Annotated in this window: 23 protein-coding genes and 1 pseudogene; 14 read left to right on the top strand and 10 right to left on the bottom strand. The window is 39.2% G+C overall.

What is annotated here, in order from left to right; translation table 11 throughout:
* Positions 1 to 54: 54 nt before the first annotated feature.
* On the top strand, positions 55 to 1,521 hold the full coding sequence (locus tag P7J58_RS07660) for a glucosyltransferase domain-containing protein (RefSeq protein ID WP_408556049.1): 1,467 nt from the start codon (positions 55 to 57) through the stop codon (positions 1,519 to 1,521).
* A 1,171-nt stretch (positions 1,522 to 2,692) separates the two neighbouring features.
* The gene (radC, locus tag P7J58_RS07655) at positions 2,693 to 3,373 is read left to right on the top strand and encodes a RadC family protein (protein WP_002935253.1); all 681 of its coding nucleotides are present in this window, start codon (positions 2,693 to 2,695) and stop codon (positions 3,371 to 3,373) included.
* On the opposite strand, the pseudogene P7J58_RS07650 reads toward radC, so the two are convergent.
* The 7 genes and pseudogenes from P7J58_RS07650 to P7J58_RS07620 form a co-directional block, all read right to left on the bottom strand.
* A pseudogene (locus tag P7J58_RS07650) lies at positions 3,370 to 4,063 on the bottom strand (gamma-glutamyl-gamma-aminobutyrate hydrolase family protein). The gene radC and the pseudogene P7J58_RS07650 overlap by 4 nt on opposite strands.
* Before the next feature lie 3 nt (positions 4,064 to 4,066).
* Positions 4,067 to 4,705, bottom strand: coding sequence for a redox-sensing transcriptional repressor Rex (locus P7J58_RS07645; protein ID WP_044670317.1), 639 nt, complete (start codon positions 4,703 to 4,705; stop codon positions 4,067 to 4,069).
* Positions 4,706 to 4,839: 134 nt separating this feature from the next.
* A complete protein-coding gene (locus P7J58_RS07640; RefSeq protein WP_024378702.1) occupies positions 4,840 to 5,043 on the bottom strand; it encodes a DUF4649 family protein in 204 nt (67 codons plus the stop codon).
* Position 5,044: 1 nt separating this feature from the next.
* Positions 5,045 to 5,389 (bottom strand): DUF1831 domain-containing protein, encoded by a 345-nt coding sequence (locus P7J58_RS07635; protein ID WP_024402190.1) that lies wholly within the window; start codon positions 5,387 to 5,389, stop codon positions 5,045 to 5,047.
* Between the two features lies 1 nt (position 5,390).
* Positions 5,391 to 6,506, bottom strand: a complete 1,116-nt coding sequence (locus P7J58_RS07630; protein ID WP_408556050.1) for a cysteine desulfurase family protein — start codon at positions 6,504 to 6,506, stop codon at positions 5,391 to 5,393.
* An 11-nt stretch (positions 6,507 to 6,517) separates the two neighbouring features.
* The gene (locus P7J58_RS07625) at positions 6,518 to 7,495 is read right to left on the bottom strand and encodes a ribose-phosphate diphosphokinase (RefSeq protein WP_012775438.1); all 978 of its coding nucleotides are present in this window, start codon (positions 7,493 to 7,495) and stop codon (positions 6,518 to 6,520) included.
* Positions 7,496 to 7,639: 144 nt separating this feature from the next.
* Complete coding sequence (locus tag P7J58_RS07620) at positions 7,640 to 8,206, bottom strand: CYTH domain-containing protein (RefSeq protein WP_029186801.1); 567 nt, start codon at positions 8,204 to 8,206, stop codon at positions 7,640 to 7,642.
* A gap of 86 nt (positions 8,207 to 8,292) precedes the next feature.
* Between P7J58_RS07620 and P7J58_RS07615 the strand changes: the two genes are divergently transcribed.
* From P7J58_RS07615 to mutY, 8 genes are all read left to right on the top strand, one after another.
* Positions 8,293 to 8,964: a GTP pyrophosphokinase family protein gene (locus P7J58_RS07615; RefSeq protein WP_044775267.1), complete on the top strand. Its 672-nt coding sequence runs from the start codon at positions 8,293 to 8,295 to the stop codon at positions 8,962 to 8,964.
* Entirely contained in the window at positions 8,948 to 9,766 is an 819-nt protein-coding gene (locus P7J58_RS07610; RefSeq protein ID WP_099778912.1) for an NAD kinase, read from the top strand. Before P7J58_RS07615 ends, P7J58_RS07610 begins: the two co-directional genes overlap by 17 nt.
* Positions 9,766 to 10,659: an RluA family pseudouridine synthase gene (locus P7J58_RS07605; RefSeq protein ID WP_408556051.1), complete on the top strand. Its 894-nt coding sequence runs from the start codon at positions 9,766 to 9,768 to the stop codon at positions 10,657 to 10,659. Before P7J58_RS07610 ends, P7J58_RS07605 begins: the two co-directional genes overlap by 1 nt.
* Before the next feature lie 17 nt (positions 10,660 to 10,676).
* Entirely contained in the window at positions 10,677 to 11,651 is a 975-nt protein-coding gene (gene pta, locus P7J58_RS07600) for a phosphate acetyltransferase (RefSeq protein ID WP_029176800.1), read from the top strand.
* 1 nt (position 11,652) lies between these two features.
* Positions 11,653 to 13,392 carry an ABC transporter ATP-binding protein gene (locus tag P7J58_RS07595; protein ID WP_408556052.1) on the top strand — a complete coding sequence of 580 codons (1,740 nt, stop codon included), beginning with the start codon at positions 11,653 to 11,655 and terminating at the stop codon, positions 13,390 to 13,392.
* Positions 13,379 to 15,121, top strand: a complete 1,743-nt coding sequence (locus tag P7J58_RS07590) for an ABC transporter ATP-binding protein (protein WP_408556053.1) — start codon at positions 13,379 to 13,381, stop codon at positions 15,119 to 15,121. The genes P7J58_RS07595 and P7J58_RS07590 overlap by 14 nt, the downstream gene beginning before the upstream one ends.
* On the top strand, positions 15,105 to 15,497 hold the full coding sequence (locus tag P7J58_RS07585) for a PaaI family thioesterase (RefSeq protein ID WP_029694014.1): 393 nt from the start codon (positions 15,105 to 15,107) through the stop codon (positions 15,495 to 15,497). The genes P7J58_RS07590 and P7J58_RS07585 overlap by 17 nt, the downstream gene beginning before the upstream one ends.
* Before the next feature lie 178 nt (positions 15,498 to 15,675).
* Positions 15,676 to 16,836, top strand: a complete 1,161-nt coding sequence (gene mutY / locus P7J58_RS07580) for an A/G-specific adenine glycosylase (protein WP_408556054.1) — start codon at positions 15,676 to 15,678, stop codon at positions 16,834 to 16,836.
* A gap of 662 nt (positions 16,837 to 17,498) precedes the next feature.
* Here mutY and P7J58_RS07575 read toward each other — a convergent pair.
* Positions 17,499 to 18,299, bottom strand: coding sequence for a helix-turn-helix domain-containing protein (locus P7J58_RS07575; protein ID WP_044764489.1), 801 nt, complete (start codon positions 18,297 to 18,299; stop codon positions 17,499 to 17,501).
* Positions 18,300 to 18,523: 224 nt separating this feature from the next.
* Between P7J58_RS07575 and P7J58_RS07570 the strand changes: the two genes are divergently transcribed.
* Complete coding sequence (locus P7J58_RS07570; RefSeq protein ID WP_029179573.1) at positions 18,524 to 19,066, top strand: hypothetical protein; 543 nt, start codon at positions 18,524 to 18,526, stop codon at positions 19,064 to 19,066.
* A gap of 495 nt (positions 19,067 to 19,561) precedes the next feature.
* Here P7J58_RS07570 and P7J58_RS07565 read toward each other — a convergent pair whose 3' ends face one another.
* A complete protein-coding gene (locus P7J58_RS07565) occupies positions 19,562 to 19,852 on the bottom strand; it encodes a hypothetical protein (RefSeq protein WP_153051779.1) in 291 nt (96 codons plus the stop codon).
* A gap of 205 nt (positions 19,853 to 20,057) precedes the next feature.
* Between P7J58_RS07565 and P7J58_RS07560 the strand changes: the two genes are divergently transcribed.
* A complete protein-coding gene (locus tag P7J58_RS07560) occupies positions 20,058 to 21,209 on the top strand; it encodes an iron-containing alcohol dehydrogenase (protein ID WP_044764490.1) in 1,152 nt (383 codons plus the stop codon).
* Between the two features lie 539 nt (positions 21,210 to 21,748).
* A complete protein-coding gene (locus P7J58_RS07555) occupies positions 21,749 to 23,029 on the top strand; it encodes an O-acetylhomoserine aminocarboxypropyltransferase/cysteine synthase family protein (RefSeq protein ID WP_408556055.1) in 1,281 nt (426 codons plus the stop codon).
* 77 nt (positions 23,030 to 23,106) lie between these two features.
* Here the strand turns inward: P7J58_RS07555 and P7J58_RS07550 are convergent, their stop codons facing one another.
* Positions 23,107 to 24,639, bottom strand: coding sequence for an ATP-binding cassette domain-containing protein (locus P7J58_RS07550; protein ID WP_408556056.1), 1,533 nt, complete (start codon positions 24,637 to 24,639; stop codon positions 23,107 to 23,109).
* A 301-nt stretch (positions 24,640 to 24,940) separates the two neighbouring features.
* Between P7J58_RS07550 and P7J58_RS07545 the strand changes: the two genes are divergently transcribed.
* Positions 24,941 to 25,432, top strand: a complete 492-nt coding sequence (locus tag P7J58_RS07545; protein WP_408556057.1) for a GNAT family N-acetyltransferase — start codon at positions 24,941 to 24,943, stop codon at positions 25,430 to 25,432.
* Positions 25,433 to 25,551: the final 119 nt, after the last annotated feature.

Below are 25,551 nucleotides of genomic sequence, written 5' to 3'. Positions count from 1 at the left end.
TCCATGATAAAAAATCACTTCACTTGTGAATACAGGTTCTAAGAAGGAGATTGCATGTTCGCAAAAGAAAACAATAAAAAAATAGTAGCAGGGGGGGTAATCCTGTTCCTGCTACTCGTCCTTGGATTGAGTTTCTATCCGAGTTTTACAGCTGATACGTATATTCATTTTAATCGCACATGGATGGAAACTGCCATCAACATGTCTAGTAAAAATGGGCGTCCCTTTATGTCTTTATTCTTTATCCTGATGGGGAGTCTGCATCAAGCACCAGAACTCTATTTGCTTATTTCAAGTTGTTTAGCGTTTTGTTCTCTGGGCTTGTCTGTGTGGTGTTTAGCGAGATTGTTTGAAAAGACTGAGGTAGCTTCCTCTTTGATGGCTCCTTTTTTGTCATTAATCATCTTGGTCAATCCCTTTATCATCAGCTATTTTTTATTTGTTGAACGTGGTATGATGATGTTTGCTTTATTGATGGCTATTCTTGCCACTTATATACGGATTTGCAAACCGATCACGCATTGGCTCCTGGTTTCTACCGTTTTAGCGACAGTATCCATGCTCACCTACCAGTCCTTTACTTCCTTGTACTTGATGCTTTGTCTGTGTTTTGCGGTGGAAAAACGAGATGTTAAGACTGCTATTCGTAGCTTTCTCCTCTCCTCTATCCCATTTGTCGTGAGTGGTCTTGTTTCACTTTTTTACCTAAAACTCTTTGGCATTGGTCGATTTAATCTTGAAAATTTTGGACTAGTCGCTCGAATGTTACAACTTTTAAAAAGTTTGATCAAATCATATATTTTAGGTTTCAACATTGGTCCCGATGGTTTTCTTTTGTTTTCCCTTTTGCTTGCCATTGGCTATCTACTTTGGAGAGTGAAACGACAACTTAATGGGACAGCAGCTGAGAAGACAAGAGCGAAGCTTATCTTGCTGGCTCTTCCTTTATTGTTTCTTTTGCCATGTGCCCTAAGTTTGGTTACAAAAGCTGGTTCAGGTGCTCGGTCTACGTATTCGGCTGCTTGTTTGGTTGGTCTCTTCTTATTATTGGCTAGACTAGACTTCAAAAAGGCTAAGCTAGTCAAAGGTACACTAGTCACCCTCTATCTAGCAGTCCTTTCGCTGACATTTAACAAAATATTTTTACAACAGATAGTCGTCACCCAGTTGGATCAAAACCGTATGCAGGTGGTACAGCAAATGGTTCGTGACTATGAGGAAAAGACGCAGATAAAAGTAACAAAGCGAGCAATATATACAGATGCACATCCTCGCTTGGATAATCAATATACAGACTTTATAGATAGTCATTCGGGAATACTTAACACGGGGAATTTAGTGAAAAGCCCCGTTACAAATCTCGACCCATTTTCAATCTATAAGTATATGACAGGGGAAAAGCTTGAAAAAACAGAGAAGGATTCCGCTATAAAAGCCTATTTTAAAAGCAAGGACTGGTCAACCTTCTCACCAGACCAAATCATCATCAAAGGTGATACCATTCATATGGCGGTGTATTGAGGGGAAAGGTCCTCTATTTTAGAAAAAAGAAAAAAATTTAGGCTAGAAGATGGAAAAAAGACAAACATCTCGATGAGGTCACTGAAAAAGTCCGAGTAGCAAAAATGGTTACAGTAAAAAACGAATGATAACTCTTAGTTGTTAAAAACTTTTCATTAATCATTCGTTTTTAGTTGTTAATTAATAGGAAACCAAAGTCATTGTTTGTTAAAGTTCTGACAAGAAGCACTTTTTCAGCAGGCTCATCTCGATTGATGTTTGTCTTCATTCTGAAAGTCGTTAGAAATGTCCTTCTAGCGACTTTGTCTTTGATCTGAGAGTACTTCCCACGAGGTGCTTCTCTGCATATGTAGTGTATTTTTGGGTCAACAATTGGTCTACCTTTGAGATTTTTATAGTCTTTTAGTTTACTTTTAGTACTAGGCAACGAGCTGCAGGCTGTACTGGAGTACGGCAAAGCGAGTTAACGAAGTAATAAAAGAAAAACTAAATGACGATATATATCCAAGATGATGACGAAGTCTTGGTTTATCAATAGTCTTGAAACTTATTTTAACGTAAATAAAACTGTAGTGGGTAGATGAAAAGCTAACACCTAGAGGCTGGGCTCAAGCCCAGCTCCACTAGTCAGAGTTCGTGTCAACATCTCAGCGCAGTGGTTGATTGGCTTTAACAGTCTGGGAGACTGTTAAAGGTGGGAGATAGGATTTGCTTTGCAAATCTCAGCACTTCGTGTTTCACACTCCAAATCTGACCTCTACGACTGATGCGAACAGAGTTCGCCTTATTTCCAACCTCTAACTGTCTCCCAGACAGTTGGAGCTGTACGGGGATGGGAGGTCAAACAGTCAGAGTAGTGACTGTTTGAGCGCGGAAATAAAACAAACGAAGTTTGTGTCAAAATAGTCCAGTGGACTATTTTTGCCCGAATCTACATATTTGGAAGTGAAGGGAACTCTTCTATGAATGGTCGAGTTCTTTCCCACTCCCTTTCTTTATCTCTTTCCTATTTTCAGGAGATAAGCTGAAAAGGGCTATCCCCAGCCCTTTTCACTGTTCAAGGCAATCAAAATCGAATAAAGAAGTGGTATAAAACTGAGGAGAGATTCTTTGGTTTTATATGGCTTCTTTTTTTGCAAGATTTTACGAATAGATAGGTGAGGAGGAAATTATGTATCAAATTGAATTTAAAGAAGAGGCCATTTTACCTAGAGAACGTTTAGTAGAAGTTGGAGCTGAGCGTCTCAGTAATCAGGAACTACTAGCAATTTTTATTAGAACTGGGACAAAAAAAGAACCTGTTTCTATTCTCTCCAATAAATTATTGAATCGTTTGGAGAGTTTAGCGGCTCTAAGAGAACTATCAATTGAAGAATTGCAAAGTTTGACTGGAATTGGGCGCGTCAAGGCGATTGAAATTAAGGCTATGATTGAACTTGGAAAACGTATCAATCAATCAGAGCTACTCTTAAATGAGAGAATTTTGGGAAGTGAGAAGTTGGGACGTAAGATGATTCATGAAATCGGGCATAAGAAGCAGGAGCATCTAGTTGCACTTTATCTCAATACACAGAACCAGATTATCAGTCAAAAAACGATTTTTATTGGGAGTGTTAATCGTAGTATTGCAGAACCACGTGAAATTTTGCATTACGCAGTAAAATGTATGGCAACATCGATTATCATCGTTCACAACCACCCGTCGGGTTCAGTACAACCTAGTAGGAATGATTTGCTATTTACGGAGAATTTAAAAGAGTCCTGCGAAAAGCTAGGACTGGTATTATTAGATCATTTAATTGTTGGAAATAAGGATTACTATTCTTTTAGAGAAGAAAGTGAGTTATTTTAAAGTTTATTGACAATATAGTGGAAGAGTTCTTTTTCAATCTCACGTTTACCGTAGAGTAGTTCAGGATGCCATTGAATCCCTAAAAATTTAGTTGGGTAGGCTGAATGAACTGCTTCAATAATCTGTTGATTATCTGATAGTGCAATGATTTCTAAGTCAGGGGCTAAGTCTTTGATAGCCTGATGGTGAAATGAGTTCACACTCGGAGCGGACTTATATATATCGTAAAGTGGACTATTTTGAGTCAGTTGAATCGTTTGACTGACTTCTTGTCCGTCTATGTCTTGCCAATGTTCAGAAATTGATTGATGAAGGCTACCACCTTGAGCTACATTGTAGAGCTGTAGACCTCGGCAGATACCGAAGATAGGTTTCTGATTTTCTTGGGCAGCCCTTATGAGGGCTAATTCAAACTCGTCACGCTTTGGTAGATAATTATCGCTGTCAATAGTCCTTTCTTCGTGATAGTAACTTGGTTGGACATTTTGTCCTCCTGTTAGGATGAGTTTGTCAATAAGATGGATATAATATTTTGCCAAATCAGGCTCTGTAACAGGAAGGATGAGTGGGAGTCCGCCAGCATCTTCAATAGCTTGTACGAGGCAAGTCTGGGTATAAGAAAGCAGGGGGTTCTGTATGATCCCCTGTTTTATATTCATTTCCAGAAATACCAATAACTGGTTTTTTCATTGCTTATCCTTTTCGCATAAAGTAGAGTAGTGTCTGTAATTCACTAGTCAAATCAACATACTGGACAACGACATCTTTTGGGACAGACAAGTTCACTGGTGAAAAGCTCAGAATCCCCTTGACACCAGCTTCAACAAGAATATCAGTCACTTCTTGTGCCTTGATGCTGGGTACCGTTAGAATGGCTGTCTGAGAGTTTGCTTCGCTGATACGTTCCTTGATCTCTGAGATTGCATGGATTGGGATATTTTCATCTGTCGTTCCAACAGCTGGATTATCATCTGCTTCAAAAGCCATGACTATTTTCATTTTATTTCGTTCGTGGAAGCGATAGTGTAGCAAGGCCCGCCCCATATTCCCAACACCAACAAGCATAACATTGGTGATGGAGGTATCATTTAGAATATCCGCAAAGAAATCCATCAACTCTTTGACATTGTAGCCAAAGCCACGACGCCCAAGCTCTCCAAAATAGGAAAAATCTCGGCGGACGGTAGCTGAATCGATTCCGATAGCTTCGGCAATTTCTTTTGAACTAGCTTTTTCAATATTTCCAGCATAGAAACGTTTAAAAATGCGATAATAGAGGGATAGACGTTTGGCAGTAGCGCGTGGAATATCAGATTTTTTATCGTTTTTCACTTTAGACTCCTTTATTTCGATAGAATACGCTTTATCGATTATTTATATATTAAACAGTTCTTTATTCTATTCTAGTCCAAGTTTGTGAAAAAATCAACAGATTGATTTTAAAAAAAGATTAAACAGGAAACTGTCTAATCTAGTGTTTGTAAATAGCGATAGAGATCCCCGATTGTCCCTTTGTAATCCAGAGCTTGTCCGTCTTGTGTAATGCTGGTAACTGGATAATAGTCTGGGAGGGTTAAGCAACCGGAAAAAGCCAGAATGGCTGCATCTTTATTCTCAAATGTTTGGATACGTTCTTGCTTGTAAGCGTCAAGATAGTGAATTTCAATCATACTAACCCTCTTTTGTAAAGATGTCACGGTCAATCAAGCTATCCATGAGGAAATAGAATTTTTCTTGAATAACCTTGTTACTTTCTGGCTTAAAAATGTTTACCAGATGAAGACCAGACTTGTCGGTAATGTTAATTTTAAAACCTGTTAGGTCTTGATTGATAATAATTTTCAAGAGGAATCCTTGGTTTGAATTTGGAATTTCTTCCAGAAGACGTGTAAGCTGATAGTGACCTGCTTTGCTTTGTTCAAAGGTGTTATCACGGAGTGTATATTTTTTGATAGCAGGGCTAATGTGATAAGTAAAATTACAATCTTTTAAGGTAACTGATTGTTGGAATGCCATTTTAACCTCCAAGTATTTTCTTTAGTTCGATGATGAGAGTATCTATCTCTTCTTTTGTATTAATTTCAGATAGGCTGATACGAATGGATTCTTTCAGACGATGGGAGTCTTTTCCATACATAGCTTCTAAAACATGGCTATTTTGGACAACACCTGCCGTACATGCGGAACCGCTAGAAACAGCGATACCTGCCAAATCTAGTTGCATGAGTAGTTGTTCATTAAGTTTATCAGGAAAACCGATATTAAGGATATGAGGGAGATGAGGTCCAGCCTGATTGAGATAATAGTCTAAGCCAGACAATCCCTCGATAATATGTTGTCGCAGTTCACTGACATGCTTATGATGCGTATCTAAGGACTCATATTGTTCTGTTAGGGCAGTCGCCATAGCAGCAATGGCAGGGAGATTCTCAGTACCTGCTCGATGTTGCTGTTCCTGCTTTCCGCCGTGGATCAAGGAATCAAATTTATGAACTTTACTATACAGGAATCCCATCCCCTTTGGACCATGGAATTTATGGGCAGAGGCCGCGAGGAAGTCAATTCCGTAGTCAGAGGGAGAAATTGCGATTTTTCCAATTGCTTGAACAGCATCTACATGAAAGACGGCCTGATGATCGGCTAGGAGCTCTCCAATTTCCTTGATGGGAAGTAGTTGACCGGTCTCATTGTTAGCAAACATGACGCTGACTAAAATAGTATCTGGTCGAAGGACATCCTGAATTTGTTGAGCGGTGATTACTTGATCGACTGGGTGGATATAGGTTACCTCGAACCCAAACCGCTCCTCTAGATATTGCATGGTATGGAGGACAGCATGGTGTTCGATAGCCGTAGTAATCAGGTGTTTTCCTTTGGATTGATGTGCAAGTGCATAGCCTTGAATAGCTAAAGTATCAGCTTCGGAGCCTCCAGATGTGAAAATAATTTGTTCAGGAGAGGCGGAGAGGATCTGAGCAATCTCTTGACGACTTTGTCTAAGATATTGATTGGCTTTCCGACCGCTTTGATGGATACTGGAGGGGTTTCCATAATTTTCTTGAGCCACTTCCATCATCCGTTGAAGTGCAGTAGGAGATAGAGCAGTGGTTGCTGCATTATCTAAATAAATCAAAGAGTTTACTCCTAGTTTTCTTTTTCAGGACTAGTAAATTTGAAAAGTGGGCTGAGTGGCTGATGTTCTTGGATGCGGTGGATGGCATCTGCAATCAAGTCACTAGCTGTTAGGAAGGCGATATTTTTAGGATGCTGTTCTTTGCTTGCAACAGAATCGGTAACTAATATTTCTTTGATTGGTGCTTCATCTAAGAGTTGGGCTGCAGTTCCCGCAAAGAGACCATGGCTGGCAACTGCATAAATTTCAGTAGCACCACCTTCTTGGACAATTTTTGAAGCTTGTGAGAAAGTGCGACCAGTATTGAGAATATCGTCCACCAAAATAGCTTTTTTACCAGCAACATCACCGATAATATAGCCTTCAGAACGTTCAGAATCATCTTGAGCGTAGTCGATAATCGCAATCGGTGCATTTAGAAATTCAGCGATATTACGCGCGCGTTTGATACCAGAATTTTTAGGACTCACAATGACGACATCTTCTCCGCAGAGTCCTTTTTCCATGTAGTAGGCTGCAAAAAGTGGTTCTGTAAGGAGATTGTCTACTGGAATATCAAAGAAACCTTGAATTTGTGAAGCGTGCAAATCAAGAGTCAATACACGGTCGACACCAGCTTTAACCAGCATATTTGCAACTAATTTAGCTGTAATTGGTTCGCGTGGAGAAGCGGTACGGTCTTGACGAGCATAGCCGAAATAAGGAATGACCGCTGTAATGGTGTTGGCACTAGCACGTTTACAAGCATCGATCATAATCAATAATTCCCACAAGTGATTATTGACCGGATAGCTTGTTGATTGGATAATGTAGACGTCTACGCCACGTACAGATTCTTCAATGTTAATTTGAATCTCACCATCAGAAAACTGACGAGAAGACAGTTTTCCAAGAGGAATTCCAGCAGAATCAGCAATTTTTTCAGCAATATCACGGTTGCTATTGAGTGAGAATAATTTAATGTTATGTTCACCGAGTGGTTGTACCATTTTAAAGTAACTCCTTTTACACACTGAGCTTTTATGATGACATAAAAGTATTTTTTACAATAGATAGTTCTATTCTATCAAAAAAATGAAAAATTTTCAGTAGTGAAGCTAAAAAATCAACCTTATTTGGCTGATTTTTTATAGTTATTTCATGTAGGCAGCTGTTCGTGCAACCTTACTACTAGCATATTTGAATTGAATTGATTTCTTCTTAAGGAATTCATCAAAAAGAATCTTCCCTGCATCTGCATCGGTCACTTCGACTTCTAATTCGTAATCTTTTTGTCCCACATAATCATTTTCATCGAGGGCCATAAGACCTATAGATGTCTGTTTCTCATAGCGTTTTGTCGTGAGGCTTCCCCAGACAGCAAGTTTATCAAGTGGAATCTCTGTTGCCGAAATAATATCAGAAATTTGTCCTGCTGGTAGTTGAAAATTTTCCAGTAAATGATGAGCAGTTTGGATGTCTAGAGCTTGGTTATATTCTTGATTTCCGACTTCTTGTGGAATTTTTAAGGTTAGTTCTGCTGAGTCTTCAAATGTACGAATACGGAGTGAAAAGCGGTGATTCTTCATATCTAGGTCTGGGGTATCAATGTAGTGGTTTGTTTGAAGAATTGGGCTCACATCTGAAAAGTCAGTAAGCAGGCGTTTGTATTCGGATTTGGTCAGTAAGGTTTTATACTCAATTTCAAGGTGGTTTTTCATGCAGTAAACCCTTTCAATGTGTTATAATAGATTAGTCTTTGTGTTATTCTAATACAATTTAAAAGTTTTGACAAGAAAGGGGCTGTATGGACTTTAACTGGGAAGAATTTTTAGACCCCTATATTCAGACAGTTGGTGAATTGAAAATCAAACTGCGGGGGATTCGCAAGCAGTATCGCAAGGCTAACCGGCATTCTCCAATTGAGTTTGTCACAGGACGGGTAAAACCGATTGAATCCATTAAAGAAAAAATGGGCCTGCGACATATCAAATTGGAAAATCTTGCTCAAGATATGCAAGATATTGCCGGTCTTCGGATTATGGTTCAATTTGTGGACGACATTGAAGAAGTATTAGCTATTTTGCGGAAACGCAAGGATATGCAAATTGTGCATGAACGGGATTATATCAATAATATGAAAGCCTCTGGCTACCGTTCATATCATGTGGTGATTGAGTATCCTGTGGATACTATAAATGGCAACGAGACGGTGCTGGCAGAAATCCAGATTCGAACCCTTTCCATGAATTTCTGGGCTACAATTGAACATTCTCTGAATTATAAATATAAGGGGAATTTTCCAGAAGAAATCAAGAAACGCTTGGAAGTTACAGCAAAAATTGCCTATGAATTAGATGAGGAGATGCGAAAAATCCGCAACGACATTCAAGAAGCGCAGGCCTTATTTGATCCTGCCTATCGCAAACTGAATGACGGTGTGGGCAACAGTGATGATACAGATGAAGAATACAGGTAGAAAAAAAATCGCTCTGCTCGCTAGTCGAAATCCTAAGAGTGAAGCGGTGTCCAAAGAATTATGGACAAAGTTAAAAGAAGCAAATTTTATTTTGACTCCTAAAAATCCAGATATTGTCATTTCTATCGGTGGAGATGGGATGCTTTTATCTGCTTTTCACAAATATGAAAAGTTGATTGATCGTGTACGTTTTGTAGGAATTCACACGGGTCATTTGGGGTTTTATACAGATTATCGCGATTTTGAAGTGGACAAGCTGATTGAAAATCTTAAGCTTGATACAGGTGCTAGAGTATCGTATCCGATTTTAAATGTTAAGGTCAAGATGACAGATGGTCGCATTGTCGAGGCGCGTGCCTTAAATGAGGCGACAGTAAAACGTCTTTCTAAGACCATGGTCGCAGATATTATTATTAACAATGTGCCCTTCGAACGCTTTAGAGGGGATGGAATTTCGGTTTCAACGCCGACAGGCTCAACAGCCTATAACAAGTCATTAGGTGGTGCTGTTTTACATCCAACAATCGAGGCATTGCAGATTGCAGAAGTGGCAAGTTTGAACAATCGTGTTTACCGCACCTTAGGTTCATCCGTTGTTGTCCCTAAAAAAGACAAGATTGTGATTGAACCCAAGCACAGTGATCGCTATTCAATTGCTGTTGATAATAAGACCTATGTCTATGACAACATTGAAAAAATTGAGTACCAGATTGATCAGTATAAGATTCACTTTGTTGCAACACCGAGTCATACTAGTTTTTGGAATCGGGTTAAGGACGCCTTTATTGGAGAGGTGGAGTAATGCGGTTTGAATTCATTGCTGACCAGCATACGAAAATAAAGACTTTCCTTAAAAAACACGGTGTCTCTAAAGGCCTATTAGCAAAGATTAAGTATACCGGCGGCAATATTTGGGTCAATGATATCGAACGCAATGCAACTTACTTGCTAGATATTGGAGATAGGGTTACAATTGACATACCGGCTGAGGAGGATTTAACAGGAAGTTTGAAACCGATTTCTTATCCGCTGGATATCGTTTATGAAGATGACCATTTTCTAGCGATCAATAAGCCGGTTGGTTATGCTTCTATTCCGTCAGCCCTGCATTCCTCTACTATTGCTAACTTTGTGAAAGGTTACCTAGTCGAACAAGATTATGAAAATAAGCAGGTTCATATCGTAACGAGGTTGGATAGGGATACTTCGGGTGTCATGCTCTTTGCCAAACATGGCTATGCACATGCTCGACTGGATAAGCAGTTGCAGGCCAGGCTGATTCATAAACGTTATTATGCTTTGGTGAAGGGGAATGGGCAGCTAGAAGAGACAGGGGATATTATTGCCCCTATCGGTCGTCCAGCAGATAGCATCATTACCCGTTGTGTGACAAAGAATGGAAAATATGCCCATACTTCCTATCGTGTTGTGCAATCTTGGGGAGATATTCATTTAGTAGATATTCAGTTGCACACTGGTAGGACCCATCAGATTCGTGTTCATTTTTCTCACATTGGATTTCCATTGTTAGGAGATGATATGTATGGCGGAAGTTTGGAATGTGGGATAGAACGTCAAGCCTTACATTGTCATAATTTAGCCTTCGACAATCCTTTTTCAGCCGAAAGGATTGATTTGGAAGCACCGCTTCCTGAGGATTTTCAGGCTGTTATCAATCAGTTAATAAGTAAATAAATTTAAGGAGTTTGTTCATGAAAATTTTTGAGCAATTAGCTACAAAGCTAGAGGGTAAAAAAGTACGTATCGTATTGCCAGAAGGTGAAGAACCACGTATCTTGCAAGCGACAAAACGTTTGGTAAATGAGTCGGATGTAGTACCCGTCTTGCTTGGAAACCCAGATCGTATTAAGATTTACCTTGACATTGAAGGGATTACAGAAGGTTTTGAAATTATTGACCCAGCTCATTATGATAGATATGATGAGATGGTAGCTGCTTTGGTAGAGCGCCGTAAAGGTAAGGTATCAGAAGAGCAGGCACATGAGTTGTTGAAAGATGTTAACTACTTTGGTGTTATGTTGGTATATATGGGCGTAGTAGAAGGTATGGTATCTGGTGCGATTCATTCAACCGCTTCAACAGTTCGTCCAGCTCTTCAAATCATTAAAACAGAGCCAGGTGTATCGAAAACATCAGGTGCCTTCTTGATGGTAAAAGGTGAAGAGCGTTATATTTTTGGTGACTGTGCTATCAACATTGATCCAGATGCTCAAACCTTGGCAGAAATCGCTATCAACTCAGCACGTACCGCTAAAATGTTTGGTATCGATCCAAAAGTTGCAATGCTTAGCTATTCAACAAAAGGCTCTGGCTCAGGTCCTAAAGTAGATAAGGTTGTTGAAGCTACAAAAATTGCTCAAAAATTGCGTCCTGAGTTGGATTTGGACGGTGAATTGCAATTTGATGCTGCCTTTGTTCCTACCACAGGTAAATTAAAAGCCCCAGGTTCGAGTGTTGCTGGTCAAGCGACTGTATTTATCTTCCCAGGTATCTCAGCTGGTAATATTGGTTATAAAATTGCCGAACGTATGGGTGGATTTGCAGCGGTAGGTCCTGTTTTACAAGGTTTGAATCAGCCTGTAAACGACTTGTCTCGTGGTTGTAACCCTGATGATGTTTACAACTTGACCTTGATTACTGCGGTTCAGGCTTTGGAGCACCGTTAATATGAAATTTTTATCACGATATTTTAAGGACTATATTAAGGAATCCATATTAGGTCCAGTTTTCAAACTATTGGAAGCTTGTTTTGAGCTTTTGGTACCATTAATTATCGCCTATATCGTTGATACAATTATTCCAAATGGCAGCCAGGGAAACCTGGTTGCTATGCTTTTTTTACTGGTTGGTCTAGCATGTATTGGAATTATTGTTTCACTAATAGCGCAATATTATTCAGCTAAAGCAGCGGTTGGAGTGACTAAAGAGCTGATGAATGACTTGTATCAGAAGGTTCTTTCCCTTCCCAAGTCTAGCCGAGATATTCTTTCCTCATCCAGCTTGCTGACTCGATTGACCAGCGACACTTTACAAATTCAAACGGGTATTAATACTTTTCTTCGTTTGTTTTTACGTGCTCCAATTGTCGTATTTGGTTCGCTCATCATGGCATTCTATATTAGCCCGAGTCTATCTGCCTATTTTCTAGGAATGATTATCCTATTGATTTTTATAGTGACAGTCATTTCTGTTATGACCAGCCGTATTTATCAATCGATGCGAAAAGAATTAGATGGTTTGGTGGGGCAGGTACGTGAGACAGTGACTGGTTGGCGAGTGATTCGTGCATTTGGACAAAGAGAGCGGGAAATTAAGGCTTTTCAAGGCATAAATCAGATTTATAAGAAGCAACAGTTGCAGGCTGGTTTTTGGTCTAGTCTTTTATCACCATTGACATTTTTAGTGGTCAACGGCACCTTACTCATTCTCATTTGGCAGGGAAATATAGCCATTTCAAACAACCTACTGGAGCAAGGGATGTTGGTCGCACTCATCAACTACCTTCTTCAAATTTTAGTAGAATTGGTCAAGATGATTATGGTCGTGTCTACTCTCAACCAGACCTATATTTCAGCGCAACGTATTCAAGAGGTTTTTGACCAAACATCTGAGGATGTAGAGTCTAGTTTGTCAAAAGTGGTTAGTGAGGATAAGGAGATCATCTTTTCTGTGCGTCATCTTTCCTTTTCTTATCCAAAATCTGCTGAGGAGTCCCTGTCTGACATTGCTTTTGACTTACGTAAGGGACAGTTTATGGGAATTATCGGGGGAACTGGGTCAGGTAAGTCCACTCTAGTAGATTTATTGCAGGCACTCTATTCAGTGCCAACAAATCAGCTCTCTCTCTTCATTGATGGAAAAAGTCCCAAGAATTTAAAAGAATGGCGGCAGCAAATTGCCATAGTTCCGCAACAGGCTCAGCTTTTTGCTGGAACTATTCGTTCTAATCTATCTTTAGGATTGGAAGAAATATCTGATAGTGACCTATGGTCTGCATTAGAAATTGCACAGGCTAAATCTTTCATAGAGGACAAGGGTGGTTTGGATAGCCCAGTCGAAGCCTTTGGGAAGAATTTTTCTGGTGGACAGCGTCAACGTTTGACCATTGCACGCGCTATTTTACAGAAAGCACCGATATTGGTTTTAGATGATGCGACCTCTGCTTTGGATTATCTGACAGAGAGTCGGTTATTAGTGGCGATTCGCCAGGAATTACCAGGTCAGAACTTAATCATGGTGTCACAAAGAACCAATAGTTTACGGACAGCTGATCAGATTTTAGTCTTGGAACAAGGGCGTCAAGTTGGACTTGGTCGCCATGAGGTCTTACTGAGAAGCTCTGCTATTTATCAAGAAATTCACCAATCGCAACAACAAGGAGAGGAGGATAGCTATGAGACAATCTAGTTTTAAGGAACTGGTCAGATTGGTTTTACACCAGCCCCTTCGAATGTCCTTGATGTTGGTGGGAACTTTGGTACAAGTCCTTCTGACAGTTTATCTGCCTATCTTGATTGGTCAGGCAGTCGATGCAGTATTGATAGCAAATAGTCAGGTCTTGCTCGGTATCTTAGGCAAAATGGTGATGGTTATCTTGCTTAATACGCTGGTGCAATGGTACTTACCTTTGGTAACCAATCGCTTGGTTTATGGAATGGTGGCCGACTTGCGTGAACAGGTTTATGTTAAGCTGCACCAGATGCCCCTATCTTATCTTGATCGTCAATCAGTCGGTGACTTGGTGGCTCGTTTTTCAAGTGATAGCGAGCAATTAACAAATGGTCTCTTGATGATTTTTAATCAATTTTTCATTGGTATCTTGACCATTTTCTTAACCATTTTCACTATGGCTAGGCTTGACTTGACCATGATGTTGCTGGTTGTGGCATTGACTCCAGTTTCTCTGCTTGTGGCACGCTATATCGCTAAGAAATCCTATGGTTATTATAGACAACAGACTCAGGCACGTGGGAGGCAATCTCAGCTTTTGGAAGAGTCCATCAGTCAATTGACACTGGTTCAATCTTTCAATGCTCAAGAGCAATTTACGCAAGGTTTTCAAGTTGTGAATGACCGGTATGCGACCTATTCCCAACAGGCCATCTTTGCCTCTTCAACGGTCAATCCAAGCACGCGGTTTATCAATGCTATTATTTATGCCTTACTTGCAGGACTTGGAGCTCTGAGAATTATGGCAGGAAATTTTACAGTGGGGTCTCTGACAACTTTTCTCAATTATGCTAGTCAGTACAGCAAGCCTTTTAATGATATTTCCTCAGTCCTATCGGAATTGCAGAGCGCCTTAGCTTGTGCAGACAGGCTGTTTGCTATCTTGGCTCTAGATAGCATTGACGATCAGGCTGAGCGGAAAATCGATTCAGAGGAGTTGAAGGGAGCTATTTCCTTCGAAAATGTGTCTTTCTCCTATAGCCCTGACCGTTCACTGATAGAACATTTGGATATTACTGTCAAAGCTGGCCAAAAGGTAGCCATTGTTGGGCCGACAGGAGCAGGAAAATCTACCATGATAAACCTTCTCATGCGTTTCTACGATGTAACGGCTGGTCAGATTGTTTTAGATGGAGTTCCGATTAGCCAGTACAGTCGTGAGGATCTTCGCAGACAGATTGGGATGGTTTTACAGGAGACATGGATTAAATCTGGTACCATTCATGATAATATTGCCTATGGCTATCCAAATGCCACGCGGGAATTGGTCATTGAGGCGGCTAAGGCAGCTAATGCAGACTTCTTTATTCGTCAGCTTCCGCAGGGGTACGATACGCTTTTAGCAGATGGAGGTGAAGCCTTATCCCAGGGACAACGTCAGCTTTTGTCTATTGCGCGTGTCTTTGTCAAGATACCTAAAATCCTGATTTTAGATGAGGCGACTTCCTCTATTGATACACGGACAGAAATTTTAGTACAGGAAGCATTTACCAAATTGATGGAAGGACGGACCAGCTTTATTATTGCTCATCGCCTATCAACCATTCAATCAGCTGACTTGATTTTGGTCATGGTGGACGGAAAGATTGTTGAACAAGGGAATCATAGAGAGTTGATGAAGAAGCAGGGCGTATATTACCAAATGCAAACGAGTCAGCAATCAGAGGAGGATGAAAGTGTTAGATAAATTAAACTTACAACCGATTACGGTTTTAGATGACTATCAAGCTACAATGCTCAATGAGAAAGAGGTGCTACTGACTACAAAGGTGACGGAAAAATCTCTCAATCCATACGGCATGGCACATGGAGGTTTTCTTTTCACATTGGCAGATTCAGTTGCAGGTCTGACAACGGTAGCAAGGGGGGCTTATTCTGTTACCCTACAGTCCAATATCCATTATATGAAGGCAGCTAAACTTGGTGATACCTTATCAGTAATAGGCTCTTGCACACATGATGGAAGCAGGACAAAGGTCGTCGAAGTTAAGATAGAAAACCAAGATAAACAGCTACTTGCTTCAGCAAGCTTTACCATGTTTGTAACAGGTAAAGTAGAATAAAATTCTTCGAACATCAAAAACAGACAGTCTTGGCTAGATTTAGAGAGACGAACTTCGTTCGCTCTATTTCCAACCTCCAAAGGTTCCCCAAACCTTTGGAGCTAGTTTGATTTTGATTATAAACGATATAAGGGAGTTGGCAAAAGCTGGCTCCCTTTCTTTGTGTTATACTAGATGTATGTTAGATTTAAAAGATTATGGAATTGATATGTGGCCAGAGGAAAAGATCATCTCTTTCCGAAAAGCTCTTTTAGACTGGTATGATACCAATAAACGCGACTTACCTTGGAGAAGAACAAGGGATCCCTATGCCATTTGGGTGTCAGAAATCATGCTCCAACAGACAAGAGTAGACACGGTCATTCCTTACTATGAACGATTTCTCCATCACTTGCCGACCATTACTGACCTGGCTCAAGCTCCAGAGGAGGTTATTCTCAAACTCTGGGAGGGATTAGGCTATTATTCACGTGTTCGAAATATGCAAAAGGCTGCTCAGCAAATGGTCGAAGATTTTAATGGAAAATTTCCAACCACGCATGCAGAAATTTTTAGTTTAAAAGGCATCGGTCCCTATACCGCTGGGGCGATTTCAAGCATTGCTTTTGATTTGCCAGAGCCAGCAGTAGACGGCAATGTCATGCGGGTTCTTAGTCGATTATTTGAAGTGGATTATGACATCGGCGTGCCAACCAATCGCAAGATTTTTCAAGCAATGATGGAAATCTTGATAGACCCTGACAGACCTGGAGATTTCAACCAAGCCTTAATGGATTTAGGGTCGGATATTGAATCGCCAGTCAATCCTCGTCCTCAAGATAGTCCTGTCAAAGACTTTAGTGCTGCCTATCTAAACGGCACCATGGATAAGTACCCTATCAAAGCACCAAAGAAAAAGCCGATTCCCGTGGCCTACCAGGGATTTCTAATCAGGAATAAAGACAATCAATTTTTATTGGAAAAAAATAATGAAGCAGGTCTTCTATCAGGCTTCTGGTCTTTTCCGCTTTTGGAAAAAGGAGCAATCGTTGAAAAACAAGTCTCTCTCTTTGAAGTTGCAGAAGAAGTTGTTCAGCCAGATATTCGGCAGAGCTTTACGGAACTTTATGGTCTGACTGTTGATTGGCAAGAGCAAGAATTTGGCATCGTCCAGCACATTTTTAGTCACCGCAAATGGCAGATAGAAATGGTAGAAGGTGTGGCAGAAACACTTAACCTTCCAGAATCAAAAGAATTGAAATGGGTTTCTGTAGAAGATTTTCCTACCTACCCATTTGCTAAGCCGCAACAAAAAATGTGGGAAAACTTTATCAAGGAAAAAGAAAAGCAAAAAAGTTGACTTTGGAGCACATAATTATTTGAAAGCGTTTTATAATAGTGGTATAATCTATTTGAAAAAAGGAAATAGTTAGTTAAGATGTTGAACGCCATCTGAATTGCTGAAAGGAGTTCTTTAGCGTTCGTAGAAGTGTATATACTATTAGCCATCTTTCTCTAATAAAAAGAGAGGGATGCTAGTAGGGGAAAAGTCCGTTATCCCTGTTTTATATCTATTTGTGATATCCATTGTCAAATGCATAGCATTAACTCATTATTTAGCCTTGCTACCCGGTTCAATCAGAAGTAGGCTAAGATTATTCGTGTCGTAACTACTATGTGTTCAAGATGTTGTAACTTTTGAACATAACCTTAGAAAATCACAAAAACCTCTAGCGATTTTCATCATAATAAGCAATCTCCACACTTTAGACAAATAGTAAGAGGACAATCAAAGACATAAGGGTAGCAGAATAATTATTTAATCATTAACTTGTTGTCAAATAACTATCTGGTAATGGACTTTTCCAATTTGACATATAAAAGGGAGGCTGTCATAGCCTCCTTTTACTGTGCTTTTCAGTTTGTTTTCAGTAGGAAAAAACGCCAGCTATACGAACAGACTTTCCAAAACTAGATGGATGAATGTAGCCAATATAACTAGTGATTAACTAGGCTTAGAAATCAATCTGGACTATAAATATCTACAACTTGACCAATAGGTCGAATATCGTCTTCTGGGCTAAAATAGATATCATCATAGTCAGAATTGAGTGATTGCAAATAGTCACCTTTGAACTTTTTAACAAAATTTTCCCCATTGACTGAAAAAATTCCAATTGTATTTAGGGGAATATGAGGAGTTAGGCGAATGAAGAGATAGTCTCCATCCTCGATATGCGGAGCCATAGAATCTCCCACAACCTGAGCGATTGTATCATAAGATTGGTTATCTGGAATCTCATCGTTATAGAATGATACAAGATTGTTCATATCTGTATCCTGCCAGTAACCTGTACCGGCAGAAACCTTACCAGGAACAGGTAATTCGATTCGCTCCCGATAGTCATCCAAGTGAAGAATAGAAGCAGAAGGAGTAACTGAGGCAGTTTGCATAGCTGATAACTGTTCTTGACCAAAAGTTAACCATTGTGCATGGAAATCACCTTTTAATTCATTGTCCAAGGTTTGAACCTCTGGATGAATAGGCTGTTGAAAGAGTTTAAATTGGGAAGGAGTAATCGTTAAAGCTATATCCTGATTGGAATCTAGTTGCTCGATTAGCTCACCAACCGATATAGCCATGCCCTTAGCGACTTTTTCTAGCGTATCCATCGTTGGCAGGAGAGCTTTTTTGGTTTTGGGATGCTGGTTCTTTTCCAACATAGAAATATAACCTTTTGTTAAACCAGATAATTCAGCGAATTTATCCATTGATAATTTATTCTTGCTTCGGTATTCTTTTAAAATATCACCTAAAATCATGGTTGTCTCCTTATCTGTTTAACTAATTATACCATTAAAAAATATTTTTTGCAAATTTTGTTTAACATGTTTGACAAAATAAAAAATTGGTAGTAATATATAAGCATAAAGATCAAGTCGAATGAAAAAAATAAATTTATTTGGACTATTTTCTAGAGCTTATTTTAAATTTGGCATTCTATCGACTTTTCAAATTTGATTGATTATTAAAGGAGATTATAAAAATGTTTGGATTAGTAGCTAAAAAAACAGGAGTCAAAGAGGTTGAAGAATATTGGGCAAGTACTTTAGTTGACATGGGAATTTGTGACGTCGAAGATAATTTGAGTGGTTGTTGCTGGAGATGTAAATCTTCTTTTGCTGTATCTGCTTGTCAAATTGTCAATAAAATCTGGCCGTTGTCCTATTCTTTGTCTAATAAAATGGTTCTTTGTCAATCTTGTCAAATTGAGAAACCTTTAGTAAAAAATCCTGATCTGGTTTGGAATTGGCTTGAGAATGAGAGTGGTCAACTGTTTTGGGCGAAGCAGGGGATGTCTGAGTATGAAAGAAGATATGAAAAATCAGTCTTGCAAGAACTATGGGATATGGGGATTCGTAACAGTTCAGAAGTCGAAAGTCTAGTTGAGAGAGTCTTGAAATCTGTGCGAATCAATTGTCAAATCATCAATCAATCCACTTTGGCTAATGTGTTTCATTCCGAAATTATACTTATGCAGAAGAAAATGATGGAGAACTTTGAAGAAAATAATGGGTATGCTAGTTAAGTTTGATTTTCGATATCTTTTTATTTAATAAGTCTAGGATATCACTAATCTTTATTTTGTGTGCCACTGCATTAAATTGATAAAGGACTATTTTATTAGAATACTTCGTTAACCTTTTATTTCATTTTACTGAGATTGGTATTCATATCTTTTAAAGATTGAGACGATATTATCATACTGTGGATGTGCAAATATTCTCTCCAAATACAAATTTGTTCAAAAAACAACTTAGAATTACATTTCCAGAAACGTTGATTCTAAGCTGTTTTCTATTTTATGATTTTTGACCAGGGTCTGAATAACAATAACTTTGGTAATGTGTTTTCTAGACATTGATTCGTAGCAGTTGGATGGGGGGAGTTTGTCAGACCTATAGACAATTCCAAATTGAAATCTGCTAGAATATTTTATCAGTTGTTTTTGCTTTTTGAAGGTAAAATGATGTTCAAGGTTTAAATTGATAATTTTAGGATTCTCTAATTAAACGATTTTCTTTTATTGCAAAATTATGTCCACAAAATCGACAATGGTAATGAGTTTTATCAGCTTCATAAAGAAGGGCAAACATTGCGCCGTTTCTTCCACCAATTGCTTGACCAATAATTGCATCTCGAGGAAAATATTCGCGTTTTTTGGGAGGGTATTTTTGAAGTTTTTCTGACTTACATTTTGGACATTTTGGTACGTTAATAGTGGCTTTGCTATCTTTAAACCTCCGGTGAGACTATAGCTAATGATTGCAGTAATGAAGAGAATCGGACCGATATACTCGAGTAAATTCATCATTTTCCCTCCTCGTAAACATTATTTTACTGAATTTTAAACCATTCATCAAGTAAACGAATTGTTGCGGAGTAGCAGTAAGCTAGATGGTGAATCATTGTCTTGGGCAGGATGAAATTTTTTACGTTAAAAATTTCACAAAACCTTTACACAACTTGCTATTTATAGTATAATAATATAAAAACAAAATGAATAAAGGAGCTTGTCTATGGCAACATTTTACGTCCCAGCAGTCAATTTGATTGGTCGCGGTTGTGTCAACGAAATTGGTAGTTATGTCAAGAATTTGGGCTACAAAAAGGCTCTGCTTGTAACAGATGATTTTATCCGAACAAGTAATATTTTACCTAAAGTTACCAAGCCACTTGATGAAGTAGGTATTGACTACGTAGTCTTTAGTAAGGTTGATCCTAACCCGACTTGTAAAAATGTATTTGATGGTCTAGCAGTTTTGCAGGAAAATGACTGTGATTTCATCATCTCAGTTGGTGGTGGTTCTCCTCAGGATGCGGCAAGCTGTATTTCTATCATGGCAACAAACGGTGGTAAACCACAAGACTATGAAGGATTGCATAAGTCAGAAAAACTTGGTCTGCCAGTTGTAGCAATCAATACAACTGCAGGTACTTCAGCCGAAATCACCATTAACTACGTTATCACCGATGAAGAACGCAAGGTTAAAATGGTTATGGTGGATAAAAACAGTCTAGCTGTTATGTCAGTCAACGATCCTGAGCTTATGTTGTCCAAGCCTTCAGCTTTGACTGCAGCAACAGGTATGGATGCCTTGACTCATGCCATCGAAGCCTTGGTAACTCCTGGAGCATACGGTGTAACCAAAAAATTATCTATGGGTGCCATTGAGTTAATTAAAGAATACCTACCACGAGCAGTTGAAAACGGACAAGATATCGAAGCCCGTGAGGCTATGGTCCATGCTATTTTCCTTGGCGGTATGAGTTTTAACAATGCTGGTTTAGGTTATGTGCACTCGATGGCTCACCAGTTGGGAGCTGTTTACGATCTGCCACACGGCGTCTGCTGTGCTATGATTTTGCCAATCATAGAACGTGAGAATGCCAAACGTGTACCAGCTGCTTTCCGCGATGTTGCAAAAGCTTTAGGTCTTGATATCGCAGGCAAGTCAGACGAAGAATGTGCTGACTATGCCATTGCACAAATCGAAGAATTGTCAGCCAAAGTCGGTATTCCGAAGAAATTAACAGAGTTGGACATCAAAGAAGAAGACTTTGACTTTGAATACCTTTCTAAGAATGCCTTGATTGATGCTTGTGCACCAGGAAATCCATTCATGCCAACATTAGATGAGACAATCTCATATTACAAAGAATTGTTCTAGGATAATATCTGTTTTCTGTTAAGGAAGCTGGGCAAGTGATCCATTATGGTTTGCTCGGCTTCCTCTTTTTCGTGGAAGTATGTCTAACGAACATCAGATAAAATTGAATAAAACTTGTTCTAAAATTTAGTCATTAAGTCTTTTTAGACCTAAATGCATTAATTTTGTAAAATCTTTAACTATTGGCCTACTTTGATGAATCGATTTCGTTGACTACGAAAGATGACCGTAAAACGACAAAGAAATGGGATTTGTCAGCTTCGTAAAGAAGGGAAAAGCTTTTCCTCCAGTAGCTTGTCCATTAATTGCATGTCGAGAAGAAAAGTCACGATTTTTGAAGTGTATTTCTCCGCTTTTACTGACTTACATTTTAGTCATTTAAGTGCTTGTTTAGTATCCATGTAATATGGAAAAATTTTTCTTATAGGATAACTGATTAGTGGCTATAGTTGTTAACTATACATATCTCTAATGTTTAAGTATTAGTCAAGATGGTAAAAATGAGGTAGAATACAGAAAAAGACCAAAGGAGTACCTTTATGACTAGAGAATTTTCATTTGAAACCCTTCAACTCCATGCTGGACAAGAAGTTGATTCTGCTTCAAAATCACGTGCTGTACCCATCTATCAAACCACTTCCTATGTTTTTGAAGATGCTCAAGAAGCAGAAGATTTATTCGCTTTACGTAAACCGGGGAATATCTATACTCGAATTACGAATCCGACGGTCTCTACTTTTGAAAATCGTGTAGCAGCCTTAGAAGGTGGTATTGGTGCCTTGGCCACTTCTTCAGGAATGGCAGCCATCACATACACTATTCTAGCGTTGGCACATGCTGGCGATCACATTGTGGCAGCAACGACACTCTATGGTGGGACTTTTAACCTATTCAAAGAAACCCTTCCTCGCTATGGTATTACAACAAGCTTTGTAGATATCGATGATTTTGAAGCGGTAGAAGCGGCGATTAAAGATAATACAAAACTGGTATTTATTGAAACCTTGGGAAATCCTGTTATCAATATTCCTGATCTTGAAAAATTAGCAGAAATTGCACACAACCACCACATCCCGCTTGTTTCAGATAATACCTTCGCAACTCCATATTTGATTAATGTATTTTCTCATGGTGTTGATATTGCCGTCCATTCAGCAACCAAGTTTATCGGTGGGCATGGTACGACCATTGGCGGTGTGATTGTCGATAGCGGCAAGTTTGACTGGGCAGCATCTGGTAAGTTTCCGCAATTTGTTGAAGAAGATCCAAGCTATCATAACATTAGTTATACTCGTGATATTGGTGCTGCAGCATTTATTGTAGCAGTTCGTGTACAATTGCTTCGCGATACAGGTGCTGCCCTTGCTCCATTCAACGCTTTCTTACTTTTACAAGGGTTAGAAACCTTGTCTCTCCGTGTAGAGCGTCATGTATCTAATGCTGAAAAAATTGTTGACTTTTTACTTAGTCATCCTCAGGTAGAGTCGGTCAATTATCCATCACTCCCAGATAGTCCTTATAAGCCTTTGGCGGATAAGTACCTGCCTAAGGGTGTTGGCTCTATTTTCTCTTTTCAAGTAAAAGGCGGAGCGGAAGAGGCGCGTAAGGTTATTGATAGTTTGGAAATCTTTTCTAATCTAGCAAACGTTGCCGATGCTAAATCACTAGTAGTTCATCCAGCTACAACCACGCACGCTCAGTTAGCTCCGGAAGATTTACTTGCTGCTGGTGTCACACCAAATCAAATCCGCCTATCTGTTGGTCTTGAAAATATCAATGATTTGCTAGAAGATTTGCAACTTGCTCTTGATAAATTATAGGTTGTGAACCGAATAGCATGGCTTCATTCTTTATGAAAAAATAAAAGGAAATTTGGCGTGTGTGCCATTTTTCTTTTTTATATCTGTTCTAGTTCTTCCAGTCCATTTTCAGTTAGTCGATAGATTCTTTGACAAACTTCTTTCAAAAAGCGTCTGTCGTGTGATACGCATACCAAACCACCTGGATAATCGGAAAATAGTTGACGAATATATGGCTGAGAAGTGGGAGAGAAGTTTCGACTGGGTTCATCTAATAAGAGAAAATTGGCTTGTTCAAGAACCATTTTTAACAAGAGTAACTTGGCTTTTTGTCCCCCCGAAAGTTCACTGATCTTGTGATGAACTTCTTGTCGCGTAAACTGAAGACTGGCTAGATGCGTTAAGACAAGTTGTTCCTGCTCACGATTGCCATTTTCTAATAAAAAATCAAGTGGAGTGTTAGACTCATCAAGGACTTCTGTATAGTACTGGGGCATGTAGCCCAAGTTTATATCTGCTCGTTGCCTGAGTTTCTGATAGATGATCTTTAGAAAGCTGGATTTACCTATTCCATTTTGTCCAATGATGCCAATTTTCTCTTGTCCATTTAAGTTGAAATGGATGTTTTGAACGAGTAGTCGCTCGTCAACCTTTAATTGGAAGTTTTCTAAGTGAAGTACTTGCTTTCTAGCTGGTAGTGGTGAAATGTCTGAGAAGAAGAGGGAAATAGCATCTTCATGAAAAGGAACTTGTGTGAGATTTTCCTTCATTCTTTCATATCGTTTTTCACGCGATAAGACATTCTTCATTTTCTTGGCTATAAGCCGTCCTAGTGTGGCATCATGGGTGTTGAGCAAGGTATGACGAACCTGTGATTTTTGACGTAGGTGCTTGTTCATGGCTTTGTCAAATTCTTTTTGGTCATTCCGAGCTTGCTGGACCTGCTTCTGATAAGCTTGATGGCGTTTCAATGCGTAATCCTGGTAGTCCAGTTCTTCAACCTTGGTTTGAGCAAGTGTTTTCTTCTTAACAGATTCTAGGTGAATGATTTTTGTAGCTGTTTTACTGAGGAAGTCTTCATCGTGGGAAACAAATAGAATGGTTTTAGGACTAGTAATGATATAGTTTTCAAGCCAAAGTAAGGTATCTAAATCCAAGTCATTGGACGGCTCATCCAGAAAAATAATATCAGATGGAGTTGCTAGAGATTTGATTAACTGAATTTTTAATTTTTCGCCACCTGACAGACTTCCAATCAATTGTTGACTGGCAAATCGCTCGCTGTTAAACTGGAGTTGCTCAGCATAGAGGTAGAGTAGGCCGTAATCAATGTCAATGTCCAGATCTCCGAAGAAATAGTCGTTCAAGGTTAGCTCTGCCATTTCCAATGGAAGACCTTGGGGAATGTAGACTGGCGAGTGAAAATATCGGTGAATGCTGCCTGATATGAGTAGGTAGTCGGCGACAAGAGTTGAATCCATCAAGGTGAGTAATAGACTGGATTTTCCATTTCCTTCTTCGCCGATGATAGCTATTTTATCGCCAGGGTTGACAATGAGGTTTAGGTCATGAACCAAGGTTCTTAAATCTTTTTGATGGTCGAGAGATAAATGTTGAGTGCTTAGTAGCATAAGGCCTCCTTTACAAGAAAAGACACACTACCTATTTAGTAGTGTGTCGAAGTCTGCTCAAAAAGACCCTATTCATGGAATAGAGGAAACAGAAAAATGGACGCAAGAAAACTACTAAATAAGTATAGAACTTAAATTGAGTTTTACTTGTTATTGTCCATTTCTCCTTACCTCGCAATGCTTTATTTGCTTTAGTATAGCATATCGATAAAATCTTGTCAATCAGCGTGCTATAACATTTATTGATATTGATAGAGATGTATGTTAAAATGAACATATTGTAAATGAGAGAGGATCCGAAATGGCAATCACTGGAATTGAACAAGCAGATATTTTAGAAATAGACAAACAAGTCCGTCTTCGTCGGTATGATGGACAACATGATTTTGCTTTTGAATGGCACCAAGATCTAGAATTGGTCTGGCTGATTGATGGTGATCAAGAACGTTATAGTCTTGACTTACTCAATCGCATGTATGATTATTTGTCTAAAAATGGCGAATGTTACTTTATTGAAATTTTTGAAGACAATCAGTTTATCCCAATTGGTGATGTAACGCTGTTTGCAGATGATTTTGCCATTGCCATTGGAGATAAGCGGTATTGGAAAAAGGGAATCGGGACTAAGGTATTACAGCGAATGATCGAGCGTGCAAGGGAAGTGGGTCTTGAGGAAATACTTGTCGAAGAAATTTATGACTGGAATACGGGCTCCCGTAAACTATTTGAGAAATGTGGCTTTGAAGCTGTTGAAAAGACAAAGAAAGGTTGGTCCTATAAGATGATATTGTAAATTAATTTGGAAATACCAAAAAAACCTTGACGTAAGTCAAGGCTTCAGATTGCAGACAAACATCGTTTTGGTGTTTGTCTTTTTTACTGTTTTTAGAGAAAAATGGCTGTTTTAATGCT

The sequence above is a fragment of the Streptococcus suis genome, assembly GCF_046032535.1.
GTDB classification, from domain to species: domain Bacteria; phylum Bacillota; class Bacilli; order Lactobacillales; family Streptococcaceae; genus Streptococcus; species Streptococcus suis_AK.
Note: the sequence above shows the minus strand (reverse complement) of the source record. Positions and strands in the feature narration are given on the sequence as shown.